Source organism: Pseudomonas sp. GW822-FHT07A10, assembly GCF_058798795.1.
The window spans coordinates 67,419-86,116 of the sequence record NZ_JBXAKV010000015.1 but is presented as its reverse complement, the minus strand read 5'-3'; the positions used below and the strand labels follow the sequence as shown (position 1 = coordinate 86,116).

Annotated in this window: 16 protein-coding genes and 1 pseudogene; 6 read left to right on the top strand and 11 right to left on the bottom strand. The window is 60.6% G+C overall.

Going from position 1 to position 18,698, the window contains the following annotated elements; all coding sequences use genetic code 11:
* Positions 1-152: 152 nt before the first annotated feature.
* On the bottom strand, positions 153-563 hold the full coding sequence (locus AC1RL4_RS22925; protein WP_007936360.1) for an HPF/RaiA family ribosome-associated protein: 411 nt from the start codon (positions 561-563) through the stop codon (positions 153-155).
* Between the two features lie 199 nt (positions 564-762).
* Positions 763-1,725: a LysR substrate-binding domain-containing protein gene (locus AC1RL4_RS22920; protein ID WP_019581130.1), complete on the bottom strand. Its 963-nt coding sequence runs from the start codon at positions 1,723-1,725 to the stop codon at positions 763-765.
* Between the two features lie 135 nt (positions 1,726-1,860).
* Here AC1RL4_RS22920 and AC1RL4_RS22915 point away from each other — a divergent pair, with 135 nt between their 5' ends.
* From AC1RL4_RS22915 to AC1RL4_RS22905, 3 genes are all read left to right on the top strand, one after another.
* A complete protein-coding gene (locus tag AC1RL4_RS22915; protein WP_230175484.1) occupies positions 1,861-3,237 on the top strand; it encodes an L-serine ammonia-lyase in 1,377 nt (458 codons plus the stop codon).
* Positions 3,238-3,440: 203 nt separating this feature from the next.
* Positions 3,441-4,742, top strand: a complete 1,302-nt coding sequence (locus AC1RL4_RS22910; protein ID WP_230175485.1) for a serine/threonine transporter — start codon at positions 3,441-3,443, stop codon at positions 4,740-4,742.
* 210 nt (positions 4,743-4,952) lie between these two features.
* Complete coding sequence (locus AC1RL4_RS22905; protein ID WP_019581133.1) at positions 4,953-5,270, top strand: DUF3509 domain-containing protein; 318 nt, start codon at positions 4,953-4,955, stop codon at positions 5,268-5,270.
* Here the strand turns inward: AC1RL4_RS22905 and AC1RL4_RS22900 are convergent.
* Positions 5,267-5,767 (bottom strand): phosphate-starvation-inducible protein PsiE, encoded by a 501-nt coding sequence (locus AC1RL4_RS22900; protein WP_018927152.1) that lies wholly within the window; start codon positions 5,765-5,767, stop codon positions 5,267-5,269. The genes AC1RL4_RS22905 and AC1RL4_RS22900 overlap by 4 nt on opposite strands.
* Positions 5,768-6,083: 316 nt before the next feature.
* Here AC1RL4_RS22900 and AC1RL4_RS22895 point away from each other — a divergent pair.
* A pseudogene (locus AC1RL4_RS22895) lies at positions 6,084-6,323 on the top strand (YebG family protein); the annotation flags it as partial.
* Between the two features lie 173 nt (positions 6,324-6,496).
* Here AC1RL4_RS22895 and AC1RL4_RS22890 read toward each other — a convergent pair.
* The 4 genes from AC1RL4_RS22890 to AC1RL4_RS22875 all read right to left on the bottom strand — a co-directional run bounded on the left by AC1RL4_RS22890 (position 6,497) and on the right by AC1RL4_RS22875 (position 10,872).
* On the bottom strand, positions 6,497-7,606 hold the full coding sequence (locus AC1RL4_RS22890; RefSeq protein ID WP_018927154.1) for a dihydrolipoamide acetyltransferase family protein: 1,110 nt from the start codon (positions 7,604-7,606) through the stop codon (positions 6,497-6,499).
* Between the two features lie 40 nt (positions 7,607-7,646).
* Entirely contained in the window at positions 7,647-8,633 is a 987-nt protein-coding gene (locus AC1RL4_RS22885; RefSeq protein ID WP_230175486.1) for an alpha-ketoacid dehydrogenase subunit beta, read from the bottom strand.
* Positions 8,626-9,720, bottom strand: coding sequence for a pyruvate dehydrogenase (acetyl-transferring) E1 component subunit alpha (gene pdhA / locus AC1RL4_RS22880; RefSeq protein WP_230175487.1), 1,095 nt, complete (start codon positions 9,718-9,720; stop codon positions 8,626-8,628). Before pdhA ends, AC1RL4_RS22885 begins: the two co-directional genes overlap by 8 nt.
* A 132-nt stretch (positions 9,721-9,852) precedes the next feature.
* The gene (locus AC1RL4_RS22875; RefSeq protein ID WP_018927157.1) at positions 9,853-10,872 is read right to left on the bottom strand and encodes a Glu/Leu/Phe/Val dehydrogenase family protein; all 1,020 of its coding nucleotides are present in this window, start codon (positions 10,870-10,872) and stop codon (positions 9,853-9,855) included.
* A gap of 183 nt (positions 10,873-11,055) precedes the next feature.
* On the opposite strand from AC1RL4_RS22875, the gene AC1RL4_RS22870 reads away from it, so the two are divergent.
* Positions 11,056-11,859: a SirB1 family protein gene (locus AC1RL4_RS22870; protein WP_230175488.1), complete on the top strand. Its 804-nt coding sequence runs from the start codon at positions 11,056-11,058 to the stop codon at positions 11,857-11,859.
* 25 nt (positions 11,860-11,884) lie between these two features.
* On the opposite strand, the gene maiA is transcribed toward AC1RL4_RS22870, so the two are convergent.
* The 3 genes from maiA to hmgA are packed head-to-tail and all read right to left on the bottom strand — an operon-like array spanning position 11,885 to position 15,148.
* Positions 11,885-12,520 carry a maleylacetoacetate isomerase gene (gene maiA / locus AC1RL4_RS22865; RefSeq protein ID WP_019581138.1) on the bottom strand — a complete coding sequence of 212 codons (636 nt, stop codon included), beginning with the start codon at positions 12,518-12,520 and terminating at the stop codon, positions 11,885-11,887.
* A gap of 12 nt (positions 12,521-12,532) precedes the next feature.
* Entirely contained in the window at positions 12,533-13,840 is a 1,308-nt protein-coding gene (fahA, locus tag AC1RL4_RS22860; protein WP_019581139.1) for a fumarylacetoacetase, read from the bottom strand.
* A gap of 3 nt (positions 13,841-13,843) precedes the next feature.
* A complete protein-coding gene (gene hmgA, locus AC1RL4_RS22855) occupies positions 13,844-15,148 on the bottom strand; it encodes a homogentisate 1,2-dioxygenase (RefSeq protein ID WP_028940310.1) in 1,305 nt (434 codons plus the stop codon).
* Between the two features lie 163 nt (positions 15,149-15,311).
* Here hmgA and AC1RL4_RS22850 point away from each other — a divergent pair, with 163 nt between their 5' ends.
* A complete protein-coding gene (locus AC1RL4_RS22850; RefSeq protein ID WP_096479560.1) occupies positions 15,312-16,100 on the top strand; it encodes an IclR family transcriptional regulator in 789 nt (262 codons plus the stop codon).
* 40 nt (positions 16,101-16,140) lie between these two features.
* Here the strand turns inward: AC1RL4_RS22850 and AC1RL4_RS22845 are convergent, their stop codons facing one another.
* Positions 16,141-18,693 carry a LuxR C-terminal-related transcriptional regulator gene (locus AC1RL4_RS22845; RefSeq protein WP_430954755.1) on the bottom strand — a complete coding sequence of 851 codons (2,553 nt, stop codon included), beginning with the start codon at positions 18,691-18,693 and terminating at the stop codon, positions 16,141-16,143.
* Positions 18,694-18,698: the final 5 nt, after the last annotated feature.

The following is an 18,698-nucleotide window of genomic DNA, read 5'->3' as shown; positions in this document are numbered from 1 at the left end:
AGCATTTAAATTCTGGCGATGGGACGTGCCCCCTCACCACAGCAAGCTCCTTTGCCACAGGGGACCGGTGGACACTGAAACAAAGAAGGGGCCTGCAACGCAGGCCCCTTTTTTAGTTGGAAAGCTGTGGGAATATAATGCCGCCTTAGACCTCAGCCGTTGAGTGCAGCCTGTTCGTTCTCGAGAAACTCATCCTCAAGCAGCGCATCGGCATGTGCGCCCCTGTCGAACGGCACCACAGCGGCGCGTGGTTTGCCGCGTAATTTGCCAAACATATGCTCCAGCGCATGTTCAAGTTTTTCGGCTGCCCCGTCGATCGCCAGTTCCAGGGAGGCGGCTTTATGGGTAACGGAAATCGGTTGATGGCCTTTTGGCCGCGCTTCCAGCTGGCAGCGCATGTCATGGGGACCAGGCTTGTCGCCGTTCTCGTCCCGCAGATGGACCTCGACGCGGGTCAGGTCCTCTTCATAACGTTCGAGCGTGCTCTCAATGGTAGTACGTACCCACTCCTCCAGTCGTTTACTGCTTTGAATATGGTTATCGCTATTGACTTGGATTTGCATAGTTCTTCCCTTATTTCAGCTAGCTCGCAAGAGGCGCATCGGCTGGCCCTTGGGCGTCATCACCGCAACCTCTTGGTTACACAATCGGTGTGTGCGCGGAACATTTCAACCCCTAAAAAAAGATAAATATTCATACGCAAAAAAAGCCGGACAACGAGCAAAAGCGCTGTTAATGTCGGGAGTTGGGTCGGCCCTGTCTTCAGTCAAAAATGGTCACATCTGCCGCGCCCCCCAGCGGATGCAGGTCACGAAAAATCCCCGCCTCTTCCACCAGCCAGTCATGCACCGCGCGCACGCCCGGATGGCTCAGCGCACCCGGCGCGTAGAGCAGCACGTAGCGCTTGTGATTAGGCACCGCCAAGCCAAACGGCACGATCAGCGTACCCCGTTCCAGCTCATCGTTAAGCAGCGTTCGCCGCGCAATCGCCACGCCCATCCCGGCAATCGCCGCTTCGATGGTCAGGTGATTGCGGTTGAAGGTGTGCCCGCGCCGCACATCCGCGCCTTCGAAGCCGATGGCATTGAGGTAAAACTCCCATTCCGCGTACTCGTAGCTACCGCGCCACGCGGTGATGTCGTGCAACAACGGAAAGTGCATCAAGTCTGCCGGCCCGTGCAGCGGCGGACGTCCTCGCAACAGGCTCGGGGCGCACACCGGAAATATCTGCTCGTCGAGCAAGGCTGTGGATAACAATCCGGGATAGCTGCCGTCATTCAGATCGATCGCCAGATCGAAATCTCCCTCGTGCAACGGCACGCTGCTGTCCTCCGCCACCAGGCGCAATTGAATGTCCGGGAAGCGCTGCTGCAAACGCGGCAAACGCGGGGTCAGCCATTTGCTCAGGAACGAGGGAATCGAACGCACCCGCAAAATCCCGCTGATCATTCCCGCATCCAGTCGTCGCAATTCTGCGTCGATGCTGCCGTAAGCCTCGTTGACCGTAATGGCCAGGCGCTGGCCTTGCGCACTCAATTCCACGCCACGAGCGCGACGGTGGAACAGGCGAAAACCCAGCCGCTCCTCCAGTTGCCGAATTTGCTGACTGACCGCACCCGGCGTGATGTGCAGTTCTTCGGCACAACGGGTGAACGACAGGTGCCGCGCGGCACAGGAAAACACGTGCAGCCAGACATAAGTCTGGGCGTGCAATTGACGACTCATCGTTTAGTCCTGCTAAAGGCTGTCTTAGGAAGTTTCGTTGGTCACGTAGGACCGAGGTAGGCAGTATCGCCGACATTGCGCTTGGCCTACAAAAATGGCGGCGATTTCTCTTCCATTGCTTGTATAGGCTTTAGCATGGCTATCAGTGTTTTCGATCTCTTCAAAGTCGGCATCGGTCCGTCCAGTTCCCACACCGTCGGCCCGATGCGCGCTGCAGCGACCTTTGCCCAAGCACTGATTGACCAGAATTTACTGGCCGCCGTACGTCGGGTAGAAATCCGCCTTTTCGGTTCGCTTTCAGCCACCGGCGTCGGCCATGCCACCGACCGCGCCTGTGTCATGGGCCTGATGGGCGAATGGCCGGATAGCATCGACCCGACCACCATCGATTCGCGCATCCAGCACCTGCGGGAAACCGGCAAGCTGTCCCTGGCCGGCAAAGCGACCATCGCCTTCAACTGGCAGCACGATCTCCTGCTGCTCGACGAGAGCCTGCCCTACCACCCTAACGCCATGTCCCTGACAGCCTTCGGCGAAACCGGTGAGCTGTTCGAGCAGACGTACTACTCGGTGGGCGGCGGTTTCATCATCGACGCGGCCGAAGCCGAGTCCGGCGTTGCGCCGGCCAGCGACGTCGTGCTGCCGTACGATTTTTCCAGCGCCGCCGAATTGCTCAAGCTCTGCAAACAGCACGGTCTGCGGGTGTCCGAATTGATGATGGCCAATGAATTGGCCTGGCGCAGCGAAGCCGAAGTCCGTCAGGGCCTGTTGCACATCTGGTCGGTGATGCGCGAGTGCGTCGAGCAAGGCTTGCGTCACGAAGGCATCCTTCCCGGCGGTCTGAATGTTCCGCGCCGCGCCGCGAAATTGCATCGCAGCCTGTTGGAAATCGGCAAACCGAACGTCATCAGCTCCACCCTGTCTGCCATGGAGTGGGTGAACCTGTTCGCCCTCGCCGTGAACGAAGAAAACGCCGCGGGCGGACGGATGGTCACCGCACCTACAAACGGGGCGGCGGGGATCATTCCGGCCGTGCTGCACTACTACATGAAATTCAACCCGGACGCGTCGGACGATGACGTCGCGGCGTTCTTTTTGGGCGCGGCCGCCGTAGGCATTCTCTGTAAGAAAAACGCCTCGATCTCTGGCGCCGAAGTCGGCTGCCAGGGTGAGGTCGGTTCCGCCTGTGCCATGGCCGCCGCCGGTTTGGCCGACGTGCTCGGCGCCACCCCGGAACAACTGGAAAACGCCGCTGAAATCGGCCTGGAACACAACCTCGGCCTGACCTGCGACCCGGTCGGCGGTCTGGTGCAAGTGCCGTGCATCGAGCGCAACGCGATTGCCGCGGTGAAGGCGATCAACGCCACGCAAATGGCCCTGCGCGGTGACGGCAAACACTTCATTTCCCTGGACCGGGTGATCCGCACCATGCGCGATACCGGCGCCGACATGCACGACAAATACAAAGAAACTTCACGGGGCGGCCTGGCTGTTAGCTGGGTGGAGTGCTGAGGAGCATTTCCTGACCGTCCCGGCAGGCCGTTTGAAACGTAGCGAGCGAAGACAAGACAAGGCAAAAACAGGCGAGGAAGCGGAGTTTACTGGCTGTAAATGAGCATTCCGAGCCTGTTTTTAACGCAAGATTGTCGAGCGCAGTAGTTTCAAACGGTCTGCCCGCCGTGAGCCCGAGTAAAAACAATAACGAGGCGAAAACGATGACCGAAACACGTACACCTGCTGCCGATAATCCCGCTGTAGACCTCACACGCAATAACGAAATAACCCACAAAGGCTGGAGTAAACACGATACCACCTGGATGCTTGGCCTCTATGGCACAGCAATTGGCGCCGGCACGCTGTTTTTGCCGATCAACGCCGGCGTGGGTGGTTTCTGGCCGCTGCTGATCCTGGCAGTGTTGGCATTTCCGATGACATTCTTTGCTCACCGCGGCCTGACTCGTTTCGTGTTGTCCGGCCGTTCCGGGGACATCACTGAAGTGGTGGAAGAACACTTCGGCATCGGTGCCGGCAAGCTGATCACGCTGCTGTATTTCTTCGCGATTTTCCCGATTCTGCTGGTGTACAGCGTAGCGCTGACCAATACCCTGAGCAGCCTCATGGAGCACCAGTTGCACATGACGCCACCGCCTCGGGCGATCCTGTCACTGGGGCTGATTCTCGGCCTGATGGCCATCGTCCGTTGTGGCCAGGGCGTCATCGTCAAATGCATGAGCGTGCTGGTTTACCCGTTCGTCGCAGCCTTGCTGCTGCTCGGTGTCAGCCTGATCCCGAACTGGAACGGCGCATTCTTCGCCACCGCCAGCGAGGGCATGCCGTTGCCGCTGTTCTTCAAGACCTTGTGGCTGGCGATCCCGGTGATGGTGTTCTCGTTCAACCATTCGCCGATCATTTCCGCCTTCGCCGTCGATCAGAAGCAGCGTTACGGCAAGCAAGCCGAACGCAAAAGCAGCGGCATTCTGGCGATCGCTCACGCCATGATGGTCGTCACGGTTATGTTCTTTTGCTTCAGCTGCGTGCTGGCGTTGTCCCCGGCTGATTTGGCCGCGGCGAAGGCGCAGAACATTTCGATCCTGTCGTACCTGGCCAACCACTTCCAGACACCGGTCATCGCTTACGCCGCGCCGCTGATTGCGCTGGTGGCAATCACCAAATCCTTCCTGGGCCATTACATCGGCGCCAGCGAAGGCTTTCAGGGCCTGATCGTGAAAAGCCTGCGTGGCCGTGGTCGAGTCGTCTCTGCCGGCTGGCTGAACCGCCTCACTGCGCTGTTCATGATCCTCAGTTGCTGGGCCGTGGCGACCTTCAACCCGAGCATCCTGGGCATGATCGAAACCCTCGGCGGGCCGATCATCGCCTGCCTGTTGTTCCTGATGCCGATGTACGCCATCCGCCGTGTGCCGGCCTTGCGCCAGTACTCGGGCCAGGCCTCCAACGTGTTCGTGGTGTTGGTCGGTCTGATTGCACTGTCTGCGATCATCTATTCATTTATGCCCTGAAACGGGCAGGCAAAAAGAAGGCGGGCCAGAGTGCCCGCCGTTTTTTTGCCGTAAACATTGTCCGACAGTTTTTCCGGCATGCCCCTTGCTATCTCCCTTGTGCGGCACGGAAGAAAGCGCATGAACATGGAAGGCCGGTGGTCTGGTATTGCGAACTAATCCCGATCATGGCCGTCAACAACTGCACGTTCAATCAGGCGGTGACGCATTATGGACAACCCTTTTCAGCTCATTACCGATGCTTTTGCAGCGGATTATCAAATCAACCTGAGCATCCAGGGCCTGGACGGCAGCATCATGCTGACCCTCTCCAACGCTGGCCGCGTGGTGGCCAAACGGATGATCAGCGCCGAACAACGCAATGACCCCAAGCGCCTCAAACGCCTGGTACAAAGCATTCAGTTCGGCATCGCCATCGAACAGGGTGAATGTGCCGTGGCCATCCTCGAAGCCATGACCGACGGCGACAACCGTAAGCTGCCGCCGCCACAGGCCAAAGCCCGGCCCCGACCTGAAATCGGGTTTTAAAGCTCGCCCTTCTCCACTTCGGGATGCTCACCGGAACCCGCACCGATCTTGCGCTGCGGGTGTTCGATCTTCACCGAAGGAAATTGCGACGAGGCGTAACGCACCACCAGAATCGAAAACGCCAGCAGCAGGATCCCGCCGCACAGGTAGATGATCCCCAGGTCCGGCGGATTGTGGTGCGAGACGTTGGAGATCAGCAGCCGTGTCAGCGCGGTGATCGCCACGTAGATCAGGAACCGCACCGGCATATGGTTGGTCTTGAAGTAAATCCCGACCATCGCCCCCAGTTCCAGGTAGATGAACAGCAACAGGATGTCATCGATCTTGATGTGCCCCTGTTCCAGCATCCCGATGAACTCCATGACCGCCGCCCAGGCAGTCACCGCACCGATGGCGAACAGCGCCAGGTAGTGGAAGGTCTCGACGAACAGGTTGCCCAGGGACTCGGCCAGTTGATGCACGTTCTGCCGCAGGTTCTCGGCCCAGTTGATTTTCACGATGATTGTTCCTTAGCTCGGTTCGAGCGGATGATGCGGGTTGGACGTGACGGTTGTTCTGCATGCAGAAAAAAGGCCAGGGGTTGCCTGCCACATGATGGCGAGGTGCTTTAAAACACGCTCCGTGGCGTTTGGTCGCAGGTCAACACCAAACCTGTAGCCGCGAATGGAGCGCCACCGTTCACCTGACAAACCCCGAATCCGGTCTACATTAAAAAGCCACTACCCAAAGCTCAGGGATTCGCTTATCCTTTTCGCTGTATATAGATACAGTAGTCGCAAAGACAACTAAATGTGAAGGCATGTGAGGTGGTGAATGGCCGTCGAAGTGGTATACCGCAGCAGCCGAGATCTGGAGCGCTTGTTCATGGATAAAGCCGAAGCTGACCGTCATGACAAAATGCTCGAACTGGCCGAATTGCTGGCTGAAGTGTTGCAAAAAGCCGTTCCGTCCCTGACCGAACAGCAAGTGGAAGAAGCCGGGATCTACATGGCGAAAAACCGCGATGTGTTCGCCAAGGCGTTCAAGAGCCAGCCGGACGCACTGTCCGAATTGCTCAACGTGCCGGCTGAAGTCGCTAAACCTGTTGAAGTGGCTGCACCTGTTGAAGTGGAGCAAGCTGAGCCGACCAAGCCAGCCAAAGCCGCCAAGACGCCGAAGTAAGCAATACCCGAATTGAATAGGCCCTGAGTCCAATGGCTCAGGGCCTTTTTCATGCCCGCAGAAAATCAGGCGTCAGGTTGCTCCAGTGCGTCGACCAACGCCTTGAAAAACCGCGCCGCTTCGCCGCCGGTGACCACGCGGTGATCGAAGGTCAGGGACAGCGGCAGGATCGGATGCACCGCCACCGCCCCCTCGACCGCCACCGGTTCATCGCGGATCGCCCCGGCGGCGAGGATCGCCACTTGCGGCGGCACCACCACCGGGTTGGCGTAGCGACCGAACAAGGTGCCGAAATTCGACAGGGTCAGGGTCGCGCCCATCATCTCCTTGGGCGGAATCGAGCGCGCCTGCACATCAGCGCGCAGGCGCATCACACCTTCCTTTAAATCCGCCGACGTGCGATTGCCGACATCGCGCAGCACCGGCACGAACAAACCGTCCGGCGTATCCACGGCGATGCCCAGGTCGAGCCGTTCGTGTTGTTTGAGCGAAAGGGTTTTGCCATCGAAGCCGCTGTTGAGTACCGGCTCCACCGCACAGGCCGCTGCCATGGCTTTGGCCAGACGAATCAGTGGTTCTCGCGCCTGCCCCCAGCGATGCAGATCGGCATCGCCGAAAATCGTCACCGGCACCACTTCGGCATGGGACCTGGCCATGTTCAGCGCCATGCTGCGCCGCACACCGCGCAGCTTCTCACCGCCGAAACGCTCACGCTCCGTCTGGGCCGCATTTTCCACATCGCTGCGGGTGATCTGACCGTCCTGGCCGGAGCCGACCAAGGCGCTCAGTTCAACGCCCAATTGTCGCGCCAATTGACGCACCGCCGGCGTGGCGCGGTTCGCCAGGTATTCGCGGGTCGAAGGTGCGGTGCCGATAAAAAAGGCATCCTCCTGATTCGTGCCGCCGCCCTCAAGCCGTCCGACCACGGTGCCCGCATCCGCTTCGCCTTCGTAACCGAGCAACGGCTCCCCCACATGCAGGATGTCGCCCTCGCCGCCGAAGGTTTTCGCCACCACGCCGTCGTAAGGCGCGGGAATGTCCACCAGCGCCTTGGCGGTTTCCACCGACACCAGCAATTGGTCAGCCTTGACGGTATCGCCGACCTTGACGTGCCAGCGGACGATTTCCGCCTCCTGCAAGCCTTCGCCCAGATCCGGCAGTTTGAAATATTTCATCGCAACCTCCTCGGCCTCTGGCGTTTCTTCAAGGGCTTCTTCAGGCGTGGCGCAACACGGTGTCACAGGCGTGAAGAATGTCCTCGACGCCAGGCATGTACAGCGATTCCAGTCGATACAGCGGTGGCGGAATGTCCGGCGCGGTGACTCGCTGGATCGGTGCCTGCAACTGTAGAAACACCCGTTCGTAGAGACTGGCGGCGATTTCCGCGCCGACCCCGCAGGAGCGCGGCGCCTCATGCACGATCACGCAGCGACCGGTCTTGCGCACCGAGGCCTCCATCGTGTCGAGGTCCAACGGTTTGATACTGGCGACATCGATCACTTCCGCCGAGATACCCTGCTCGGCCAACGCCGTGGCAGCTTGCAGGGTTTCCATCACACTGGCGCCCCAACTGATCAAGGTGATGTCGCTGCCTTCGCGCAGGGTGAAGCAGCTGTCCAGCGGCAAGCGTTTACCGTCATCCAACAACGGTTGCGGGTTCATGCGATAGAGTCGGGTCGGTTCGAGAAAGATCACCGGGTCCGGGTCGTCGATGGCCGCGAGCAACAAACCATAGGCCCGGGCCGGCGAGGACGGGATCACCACCCGCAACCCCGGAATGTGCGCGAACAGTGCTTCGGTGCTTTCGCTGTGATGTTCCGGCGCACGAATCCCTGCGCCCATCGGCGAGCGCAGCACCATCGGGCAAGTGAGCCGTCCGCGCGTGCGGTTGCGCAGGCGGCTGGCGTGGGACACCAGGTGCTCCATGGTGGCGTAGATAAACCCCATGAACTGGATTTCCACCACCGGTTTCAGGCCTTGGGCCGCCATGCCCACTGCCAGCCCGCTGATCATGGTTTCGGCCAGCGGCGAATCGATTACCCGCTTGAAACCAAAGCTGTCGCGCAGGCCCAGCGTGGCGCGAAACACGCCACCGTTCACCCCGACGTCTTCACCGAGGACGATAACGTTCTCGTCCTCGCGCATGGCCCGATGCAACGCCAGATTCACAGCCTCCAGCAGCGTTACCTTACCGTTACTCATGGCCCGAACCTCCCGTCCGGCGCGCCACTCGTTCGAGGAAGTCTTCACGCTGCTCGGCCAAGGCTTGTGGCCACTGGGCGTAGACATGATCGACCACTGATGCCGGCGCCTGCAGGCCCGCCGCTTCGAAGTTATCCACAGCAACCTGCACCAACCCCTGGCATTCGCTGATCAGCGCCTGCTCGCGACTTTCATCCCACACGCCCTGCCCGACCATGAAACGCTGCAGACGTTTGATCGGTTCTTCGAGCCAGGCCTGCTTGACCTCGTCCGCCGAGCGGTAGCGTGTGGCATCGTCGGCCGTGGTGTGATCGCCGAGGCGATAGCTCAGGCATTCGAGCAACACCGGGCCTTTGCCGTGGCGCGCCCGTTCGAGGGCCGCTTGCACGCGGTCATACACGGCGAGTATGTCATTGCCGTCGACCTGCTCGCCGTGGAACCCGGCGCCAATGGCTTTCTGCGCCAACGTGGGAGCGCCGCACTGAATGCGTCGCGGTACCGAGATCGCCCATTGGTTGTTGTTGACCATGAACACCACCGGCAACTGCCAAGCGCCAGCGACATTGAGGGCCTCGAGAAAATCACCTTTGCTGGTGCCGCCATCGCCGCAAGTGGTGACGGCGACCCGATGCTCGCCACGGATCTTGAATGCGCTGGCAACACCGCAGGCATGCAGGGCCTGGGTGGCGATCGGCACACAGATCGGGAAATCCTGCGCCACCGCCGGGTCGACAAAGTCGCTGCCACGCTCATCGCCGCCCCAATACAACAGGATTTCTTCCATGCGCACGCCACGCATCAGTTGCACGGCGGTGTCGCGGTAATACGGGATCAGCACGTCTTCGGCGTGCATCAGGCTGCCGACCGCAACGCCAATGGCTTCCTGGCCCAAAGTCGGCGCATAGGTGCCGATGCGCCCGGTGCGTTGCAGGGCGACCGCTTTCTGGTCAAAAAGGCGGGTCATGACCATCTGCCGATACAAGCGCGTCAACAGATTGAAGTCGTCGGCCCAGGGAGGGAGATCGCAGAGCACCTGGCCGTCAGGGGATAAAAAACGGGTGTAGGGCAGCTCAACCTTGTGAAGCATCACAGGGCTCCTGGCACGCGGGGTCGGCGTGCGATTATCAGGCCCGACGTTTGTGGCGCAGGGCTTGGGGAGCAAGTTGGCCGGATAAGCACTCACTCCTTCATCGGTTCAAAACTTTTCACCGGTACAGCATCACCGGTACAACACTTTCTCCGCCAACTCATCCGCGACCCTGGCCGGAGAACGTTTTTCCGCCTGGGCATGGGCGAAGACTTCGGTCAGCCGTGAACTGATTTTCGACAGGTGCGCGGTGATGGTCGTCAGCTCTTCCCCACGGTGTTTGAGCGACACGTAGATCAGCCCGCCGGCGTTGATCACGTAATCCGGCGCATACAGAATGCCCCGGCGTTCCAGCTGATCGGCGACTTCCAGATGGGTCAGTTGATTGTTTGCCGAACCTGCGACCGCCGAGCAGCGCAACTGCGTCACGCTGGTCCTGTTAAGCACACCGCCCAAGCCACAAGGCGCGAGAATGTCGCAAGGGGTGCTGAGCAGCGCTTCGTTGGCGATCGGATGAGCGCCCAACTGCTCCATGGCCAGTTGTACTTTGCCGTGATCGATGTCGCTGACCAGCAGCTCGGCGCCAGCCGCGTGCAGCTGTTCGGCCAGGGCATAACCAACATTGCCCAGGCCTTGAACGGCAATGCGCAGCCCTTCCAGATTATCGCTGCCCAAGCGGGCCATGGCGGTGCTGCGAATGCCGGCGAATACGCCCATGGCGGCATGCGGTGCTGGGTCCCCCGCAGCGGTGGTGCTGGTGACGAATTGCGTATGTTGGGCGATGCAGTCCATGTCCGCCACCGAGGTGCCGGCGTCGATGGCGGTGATGTAGCGACCGTCGAGCTGATTGATCCAGCGCCCGAACGCTTCGAATACAGCGGCGCGGTTTTCCACATGGGCCGGGCGAATAATCACCGCAACGCCACCGCCCTGAGCCAGGCCAGCCAGGGCCGCCTTGTAACTCATGCCTTGGGCGAGGCGCACGGCATCCTCGATCGCGGATTCATCGCTGGGGTAGGCAAGGTAACGACATCCGCCCAGGGCAGGTCCCAGGCGGCTGTTATGGATGGCAATCACCGCCTTCAACCCGGTGACCGGATCGACGCTCAGGTGCAGCGATTCAAGGCGAGTGCTTTGCATGAGAGCGAACATCGTAGGGCTCCCGAATCACTTCTTGTAGTCGCCAGTATAGGCTTGCGCACAAAAATTGCAGAAGCGCACAGGAATAAGCAGCGCCGCTTTAAAGGTTTTCGGACATAACCTGTTACGGCCTGTGTTCAGCACTGGACGAAAGCCTGCGACGGGGCTAAAACGAGGCATTCCCCGGAGATTTCGATGACCCCGCGCCAACGCTTTTTCGACTGTCTGCAACGATCACCGCCCGCGCTGTTCGAAGCGGCGCTGTGGATCGCCGCCGAACACGATAAAGAGCTGAATATTGAGACCGTGCTGGCGGACTTCAAGGATCTGCAACAGCAGGTCAGCTACGGGTTGCCGATGCTGCCGGTAAATGAGTTGGCGCAACCGTTGTTGCGGCGCATGAATGACCTGGGGTTCGCCCAGGACGACTTCACGCCCTTGCGCCCGCAAGTGGCATTGCTCCATAAAGTGCTGGAACGCCGGCGCGGCCAGCCGCTGGCGCTGGCCCTGATTGCACTGGAGCTGGCCAGAAGACTGGAGATTCCCATGGTCGGGGTCAACTTCCCCGGGCATTTCCTACTGCGGGTGCAAGGCGCCGATCACCTGCTCGACCCGTGCGGCGGGCGCCGGTTGTACCCCAACGATTGTCGTGAACTGCTGCAACGCCAGTACGGCCCGAACATACCGCTCAGCGCCGAGCATTTGCAGACTGCGGAACCTGCGCAGATGCTGCAACGGCTGTCACGCAACCTGCGTCAGTTGTACCTCACGAACGATGACTACATCGACGCCTTGATCGACGCCGAGCGCGTGCTGGAGCTGGGCAACGCCAACGCCTCCGACTACCTGGCCCGGGCCAGCCTCTATCAACGGCTGGACTGCCCGAATGCCGAGCGTTTTGACCTGGAACACGCGCTGCTGCTCTGCGACGACCCGATCCAGCGGATTCGCCTGACCGAACGGTTGGGGCACTTGCCGCCCAACGCCATCGTCCACTGATCCCACAGGGGTCAATGTGAAGCCATCAAGGGGTATCGGGCTGGTTGGCCGGATGCGCCTTGATGAACGCCGGATGCTGCGCCGCCAACGCCGCCACTCGACGAATTCGCGGATAAGCGTCCAGTGAAATATTGAACCGCTCGGCCGCATACAGCTGCGGGATCAAATAAACGTCCGCCAGCCCCGGTTGATCGCCGAAGCAATAACCGGCGTCACCGATCAATTGCTCCACCGTCGCCAACCCTTGGCTGATCCAGTGACCGATCCACTCGACCACTTGCGGCTCATCGTGCCCCAACTGCCGCAACTTATTGAGCACGCTGACGTTATGCAGCGGGTGAACGTCGCAGCCGATCACCGCCGCCACGCCACGCTCATGGGCGCGGGCGGCGAGGTCTTTGGACAGCAGCGGCACCTGTGGATAACGTTCCTCCAGGTACTCGATGATCGCCGGTGACTGAATCAGCAATTCACCTTCGTCAGTGCGCAAGGCCGGCACCCGGCCTTGCGGGTTGATGCCCAGATACGCCGGCTGGCGATGTTCGCCCCCCTGCGGCGCGATCAGGTTGATCGGCAGTGCCTGGTAATCCAGTCCCTTCAACGCCAGTGCAATGCGCACCCGGAAGGACGAGGTCGAACGGTAATAGGTATAGAGTTCCATGGGCCGATCCTCTTAGCGCGCCGGCAGTACTTTGCCGCGGCATTCACCGAAACCGATGGAAGCAAAACCCTCACGGCTGCAACGTGCCCGCAGGATGATTTCGTCGCCATCCTCGAGGAATTTACGCACCTCGCCCGAGGCCAGTTCGATCGGTTTTTTACCGCCCTCGGTGATTTCCAGCAGGCTGCCGAACTGACCGCTTTCAGGGCCGGACAACGTGCCCGAACCGAATAGGTCGCCGGCCTGCAACTGGCAGCCATTGACGCTGTGATGCGCCACCATTTGCGCAACGGTCCAGTACATGTGTTGGGTATTGCTGAGGGTCAGGCGATGGGCCGGCAGATTCTGTTCGCGCATCGACTCGGTCAGCAGCAGCACTTCGAGTTCGATGTCGAAGGCACCGGCGGCCTGATCACGTTTGTCGAACAGGTAAGGCAGCGGCTGCGGGTCGCCTTCAGGGCGCGCCGGCTGCGCACGACGGAACGGCTCCAGCGCTTCGGCCGTCACCACCCACGGCGAAATGCTGGTAATGAAACTCTTGGACAGGAACGGCCCCAGCGGCTGGTATTCCCAGGCCTGGATATCGCGCGCCGACCAGTCGTTGAGCAGGCAGAAACCGGCGATGTGATCGGCGGCGTCACCGATGGCAATCGAGTCGCCCATGGCATTGCCCGGGCCAATCCAGATACCCAATTCCAGTTCGTAATCCAGGCGTGCGCACGGGCCAAACGTCGGCTCGGTCTGGCCGGCCGGCAGGGTCTGGCCTTTCGGACGACGCACGTCGGTGCCGGACGGACGAATGGTCGAGGCGCGGCCGTGGTAACCAATCGGCACGTACTTGTAGTTCGGCAGCAACGGGTTGTCCGGGCGGAACAGTTTGCCGACATTCTGCGCGTGCTCGATGCCGACGTAGAAGTCGGTGTAGTCGTTGATCTTCGCCGGCAGGTGCATCTGGCAATCCGCCGCCAGCGGCAGCAGTTTTGCGCCTTGGGCTTCGATCTTGCCGTGCAGGGTGCTGCCTTCCTTGAACAACTCGATCAAGCGTTCACGCAGGGCGACGCGAGCCTCCCGACCCAGCTCGAAAAACGCATTCAGCTGGCCGCCACGGGTGGCTTCGACGGCGGTCCGCGCGGCACCGTCGTCGAACAGCCCGGCATCGAGTGCCGCTCCCAGATCAAAGATATGGTCGCCGATCGCCACGCCACTGCGCGGCGCGCCGCCCTTCACGCTGAACACGCCCAGCGGCAGGTTTTGCAGCGGGAAATCCGCGTGGCCGTTGGCGGAGGCAACCCAGCTACGAGTAATGGAAGTCTGAGTCATGGGTTATCTCCGGGTCGGGTCGAAAGTGGCGGGCAACGAGGCCCAGCAGGCGTCGTAATCGTTTTGCAGCTGTGGGCAATCCAGGGCGAACCGGCTCGGGCGCAGCACCTGGCTGGTCTCAAACATGAAAGCCATGGTGTTGTCGATTTTAGCCGGCGCCAGTTCAGCGTTGATCGCCTTGGTGCAGGTCTCGCCATCGGGGCCGTGAGCACTCATGCAGCTATGCAACGAGGCGCCGCCCGGCACGAAACCTTCGGCCTTGGCATCGTACTCGCCCTTGATCAGACCCATGTATTCGTTCATCAGGTTGCGGTGGAACCACGGCGGACGGAAGGTTTTCTCGGCCACCATCCAGCGTGGCGGGAAGATCACAAAGTCGAGGTTGGCCAGACCGTGCACGCTGGTCGGCGAGGTCAGGACGGTGAAAATCGACGGATCCGGATGATCGAAACTCACCGTGCCAATGGTGTTGAAGCGACGCAGGTCATATTTGTACGGCACGTTATTGCCGTGCCAGGCGACCACGTTCAGCGGCGAATGATCGAGCTCGCAGCCCCACAACTGGCCGAGGAATTTCTGCACCAGGGTGGTCGGTTGCTTGAGGTTTTCGTAATGCGCCACCGGGGTCAGGAAGTCGCGGGGGTTGGCCAGACCGTTGCTGCCGATCGGCCCCAGGTCCGGCAGGCGCAGTGGCGCACCGTGGTTTTCGGCCACGTAGCCCCGCGCTTGCGGGTCGAGCAGTTCGATGCGGAATTTCAGCCCGCGAGGCAGCACGGCGATTTCCAGCGGCTCCAGTTCCAGCACGCCCAGTTCGGTGGCGATGCGCAGGCGGCCCAGTTCCGGTACCAGCAGCAGTTCGCCGTCGGCGTTGAAGAACACCCGCTCCATGGAACGGTTGGCGCGGTAGTTATAGATGCTGATCCCGGCCGGTTTATCCGCGCCCGAATTGGCGACCATGCTCACCAGCCCGTCGATGAAATCGGTGGGCTCGGTCGGAATGTCCAAGGGGTTCCAGCGCAGGCGATTGGGGGTCACTTCACCCAACGGACCACCGGCCAGTTGCCGATCCAGTTTGACGAATGCCGGGTGATTGGCCGACGGCTGAATGCGGTACATCCAGGTCCGGCGTGCTTCGCTGCGGGCCATGGTGAACGCAGTGCCGGAGAACAGCTCGGTGTACAGGCCGTAAGGGGCTTTTTGCGGGGAGTTCTGGCCGACGGGCAGTGCGCCGGGCAACGCTTCGCTGCTGAATTCGTTGCCAAAGCCTGACTGATAAGCCAGCGCTGGCGCCGTTGAATCGAGGTTCATGGAGCCTCCTGAACGGGAGTAGGCAATGGCCAGTTGCTCTGCGATGAGGTCTTGGCACGCCCGGGTTATTTTTATCGTAATTCAATTACGCATAACGTAATTTGATTGGTATTGACCGTCAAGCTATAAAGACGCCCATTCGTCCCGGGATCACACCGCCTCCATGACCAGCGAAAGCAACGGTAAACAGAAAGTCCGCTCGGCCGAAGTCGGCACCGACATCCTCAAGGCCCTCGCCGAGCTGTCGCCCTCGACCTCGTTGTCGCGCTTGGCCGAACACGTGCAGATGCCGGCGAGCAAGGTTCACCGTTATCTACAGGCGTTGATCGCCAGCGGTTTTGCCGAGCAGAACGCGGCCACCAACCATTACGGCCTCGGTCGTGAAGCGCTTAGGGTCGGCCTGGCTGCCCTGAACAGTATGGACGTGCTGAAAGTCGCCGCCCTGCCCTTGGCCGAACTGCGCGACGATCTGAACGAAACCTGTTTTTTGGCGGTGTGGGGTAATCAGGGCGCGACGGTGGTGCACATCGAGCCGGCGGTGCGAGCGGTGACGGTGGTCACGCAATTGGGCTCGGTGTTGCCGTTGCTCAGTTCGTCGACAGGGCTGGTGTTCAGTGCCTACCTGCCACATCGGGAAACCGATGAATTGCGCGAACAGGAAATCACTGTCGATGCCCATCCCCTGGCCGACGAAAAAGCCTATGCCACCCTATGCGAACAGATCCGCGAACGCGGTTTGCATCATGTGCACGGTTTGCTGATGCCCGGCGTGGACGCGTTGTCGGCTCCGGTGTTCAACGCTGTCGGCCAGGTGGCGGCAGTGATGACTATCGTCGGCCCAACCTCGTTGTTCCACGCTGACGAAAACGGCCCGGCGGCACAGCGCTTGCTGGCGGCGACCCGGGCCGTGAGTTGGCGGATGGGGTATCAGCCACCCGCCCTGGCCGATTGATCGTTATCAGAAGCCGAACCCATACAAAGAAAACCCAACACTAACCGAGCATCCCCAACAACTTTGCCTGAGCAACCGCCTGAGTTCTTCGCTCCACCCCCAACTTCACATTAATTCTCCGCGCATGGGTTTTAACGGTGTGCAATGAAATAAATAGAAGATCGGCAATCTGTTGATTGGAATTACCCTGCGCCACTAACTTCAATACTTCTATTTCACGCAGACTCAATTGACTTTGTGGGAAGGTCTCCCCATTCAAAGGGGTTCCCGTTGTGGCAAGACGGATTGCGCCAAGTAATTCAGGCTGGCGTAGTTGCAAATCGCACAAGACTTGTTGGAGGTTGCAGCGCTCAACCAGGGCCAATCCGTCCTGCAACGACTGCTGAGCAGAAGGGTCGTCGATCAACCAGGCCACTTCGGCCATGACCAAATGCAACTGTGCTTGTAGTCGCGACATGCCTCGCTGTCGCGCCCATTGCAACTGGGCCTCGAGCCGGGCTAACGGCGCTTGGGCCAGTCCTAGATGAACCTCGGCCAGTATCAACAGGTATTCCAGAACCGGTATCAGCTCTAGTGTCGCTGGCGGTGCCTGCCGCACGGGGGAGCCATGATAATGACGGAGCACCCGACTCAAGGCTTCGCAGGCCAACTCGGGGCGCCCCTGCTGCAACCAGATATGGCTGCTGATTTGCAGCAGTACACCCCGATAAACCGTTTCGGGAATCTGCCGCTGCTGCATCAATCGTTCAGCGTCGCGCAGATGAACAAACGCCGCCGCATAATTTCGATGATTGGCCGCCAGTTGCGCCAGACCGAGAAACCCATACAGCACGCGCTTGTCATGGTTGTGCAAGCAATCGTCCAGCCCCGTCTGAAAGAGTTCGGCGGCGTGTTCGTCTGCCCCCAGACTCATGGCCAGCCGCCCACGACGCAACGCAATTCGTCCCAGCAAGGGAGCAGGTCGGTCCGAACGCTGACTGAGCAGTTCATTGATGTCACACAGCAGGCTTTCGGCCCGTAACGCCGCGCCCCGTTGCTCCAGCAACTGCGCATGATCGAGTTCCATCAAGCCCTCGAACACCAGCGAACCTTGCGCCCGCGCCAGGCACAAGGCCTCACGGTTATGGGCTTGTGCGACGTCGAGTTCGCCCCTTAACAACGCCTGTTGCGTCAGCCCCGACAAACACATCAACCGCGCCGTCCAACAGTCGGGATCGAGTGCGCTCAACGCGTCAAGAAAGTGCGCGCGAGAAGGCTCCATGCGCCCCTGCAAATGCAGTAGCCAACCCTGCAGGGACTGCCAGCGGGCAATCAATCGACGCTGAAGCACGGCCGAGGGTTGCGGCGTGAAATGCGCCAAACGAGCGATGCAGGTGGTCGCCTGTTCGAAACGTCCGGCGAACAACAAGGCGGCGGTAATCAATCCGACCAACTGCGGACTGCCCAGTGTCAGTTCCTCGCCTTGCTGCTCGTGCAAACGCAACAACAGCACCACCGTCTGCTCCTCGAACAACTGCTCGAAACTGAAGTGCTGCAACAGGCTGACCGCCACTTCGTATTCCTCGGCGAGCAATGCTTGTTCGAAGGCTGATTTCCAGTCCTGCTCGGCGCAGAACCACTGGCAAGCCCGCCGATGCCAGGAGCGTCCGGCCGGCCATTGCTCATCGCGCAGCAATTGGGTGAACGGGGTGAACACCTGCAGCCAGTCGGTGGAGTCGCGCCAGGGTTCGATAAAACAACCCAGTGCTTGCAAGGTCCTCAGGTACTGCGCGCCCTCCCCGGCCCCAAACAGGTGATCACACAGTCGGGCATTGAAGCGTGGCAAGTGGGCCAGCACGCGCCAGGCCTCGCTCAACTCAGGCGTCAGCGAGCTGAACAACTCGTGCTCCAGATAATCGAGCAAGGTGTCCGCCCGTCCCTGGAGGTTGTCCTGACGCGACCAGTCGCACTTCTGCAACAGCGCGATCCGCACACCGGCACACCAGCCGCCGGTGCGCTGGATGACCCGACTGGCCACCTTGTTGGCCTGATCCGGCACCCAGGGACGCAACAGCTGCTCCACTTCACCTGAAGTAAAAGCCAGCGAAGCGCTCTCGCATTCGTACAATTCATCATCAAGCAACAGCCGTGGCCAGTTGCATTGCGGCCGGCGACGAGTGCCGAGCCACCAGGTCAGCATCGGGCTGCCGATCGCCAACATGCGATCCAGCAACGAGTCCAGCTCCGGGTTCGGCAGACGGCAGTAGTCATCGAGGAACAGCCAAGTCGGCGTCTGCAATCGCGCCAGATTGCTCAGCAATTCGGTTTCACCCGACGAGGTTAACCCCAGCACCTGTGCCAGACGATGACGAAAATCGGCCGCGCTCGACACCACGCCAGACAAGGGCAGCCAATGCACCCCGCACTGGGATGGCGCCCGCAACAGGCACTCGGCGAGCAGCGCACTCTTGCCGCTGCCGGCGGGGGCGCAGAGTAATTTCACCCGGGCCGTTGAGGTCAGTAGCGGCTCGGTCAAGCGAGCCCGCGACAGGTGATGAGAGGACAGGCGGGGCAGGAATCCAGAACGGTCCAGACACGGGGTCATGGCGGTCATTGCAG

What these genes read in the sequence shown, in the direction of transcription:
- AC1RL4_RS22925 (WP_007936360.1), bottom strand. Translation starts at nt 563, where the DNA reads ATGCAAATCCAAGTCAATAGCGATAACCATATTCAAAGCAGTAAACGA.
- AC1RL4_RS22920 (WP_019581130.1), bottom strand. Translation starts at nt 1,725, where the DNA reads ATGAGTCGTCAATTGCACGCCCAGACTTATGTCTGGCTGCACGTGTTT.
- AC1RL4_RS22915 (WP_230175484.1), top strand. Translation starts at nt 1,861, where the DNA reads ATGGCTATCAGTGTTTTCGATCTCTTCAAAGTCGGCATCGGTCCGTCC.
- AC1RL4_RS22910 (WP_230175485.1), top strand. Translation starts at nt 3,441, where the DNA reads ATGACCGAAACACGTACACCTGCTGCCGATAATCCCGCTGTAGACCTC.
- AC1RL4_RS22905 (WP_019581133.1), top strand. Translation starts at nt 4,953, where the DNA reads ATGGACAACCCTTTTCAGCTCATTACCGATGCTTTTGCAGCGGATTAT.
- AC1RL4_RS22890 (WP_018927154.1), bottom strand. Translation starts at nt 7,606, where the DNA reads ATGAAATATTTCAAACTGCCGGATCTGGGCGAAGGCTTGCAGGAGGCG.
- AC1RL4_RS22885 (WP_230175486.1), bottom strand. Translation starts at nt 8,633, where the DNA reads ATGAGTAACGGTAAGGTAACGCTGCTGGAGGCTGTGAATCTGGCGTTG.
- pdhA (WP_230175487.1), bottom strand. Translation starts at nt 9,720, where the DNA reads ATGCTTCACAAGGTTGAGCTGCCCTACACCCGTTTTTTATCCCCTGAC.
- AC1RL4_RS22875 (WP_018927157.1), bottom strand. Translation starts at nt 10,872, where the DNA reads ATGTTCGCTCTCATGCAAAGCACTCGCCTTGAATCGCTGCACCTGAGC.
- AC1RL4_RS22870 (WP_230175488.1), top strand. Translation starts at nt 11,056, where the DNA reads ATGACCCCGCGCCAACGCTTTTTCGACTGTCTGCAACGATCACCGCCC.
- maiA (WP_019581138.1), bottom strand. Translation starts at nt 12,520, where the DNA reads ATGGAACTCTATACCTATTACCGTTCGACCTCGTCCTTCCGGGTGCGC.
- fahA (WP_019581139.1), bottom strand. Translation starts at nt 13,840, where the DNA reads ATGACTCAGACTTCCATTACTCGTAGCTGGGTTGCCTCCGCCAACGGC.
- hmgA (WP_028940310.1), bottom strand. Translation starts at nt 15,148, where the DNA reads ATGAACCTCGATTCAACGGCGCCAGCGCTGGCTTATCAGTCAGGCTTT.
- AC1RL4_RS22850 (WP_096479560.1), top strand. Translation starts at nt 15,312, where the DNA reads ATGACCAGCGAAAGCAACGGTAAACAGAAAGTCCGCTCGGCCGAAGTC.
- AC1RL4_RS22845 (WP_430954755.1), bottom strand. Translation starts at nt 18,693, where the DNA reads ATGACCGCCATGACCCCGTGTCTGGACCGTTCTGGATTCCTGCCCCGC.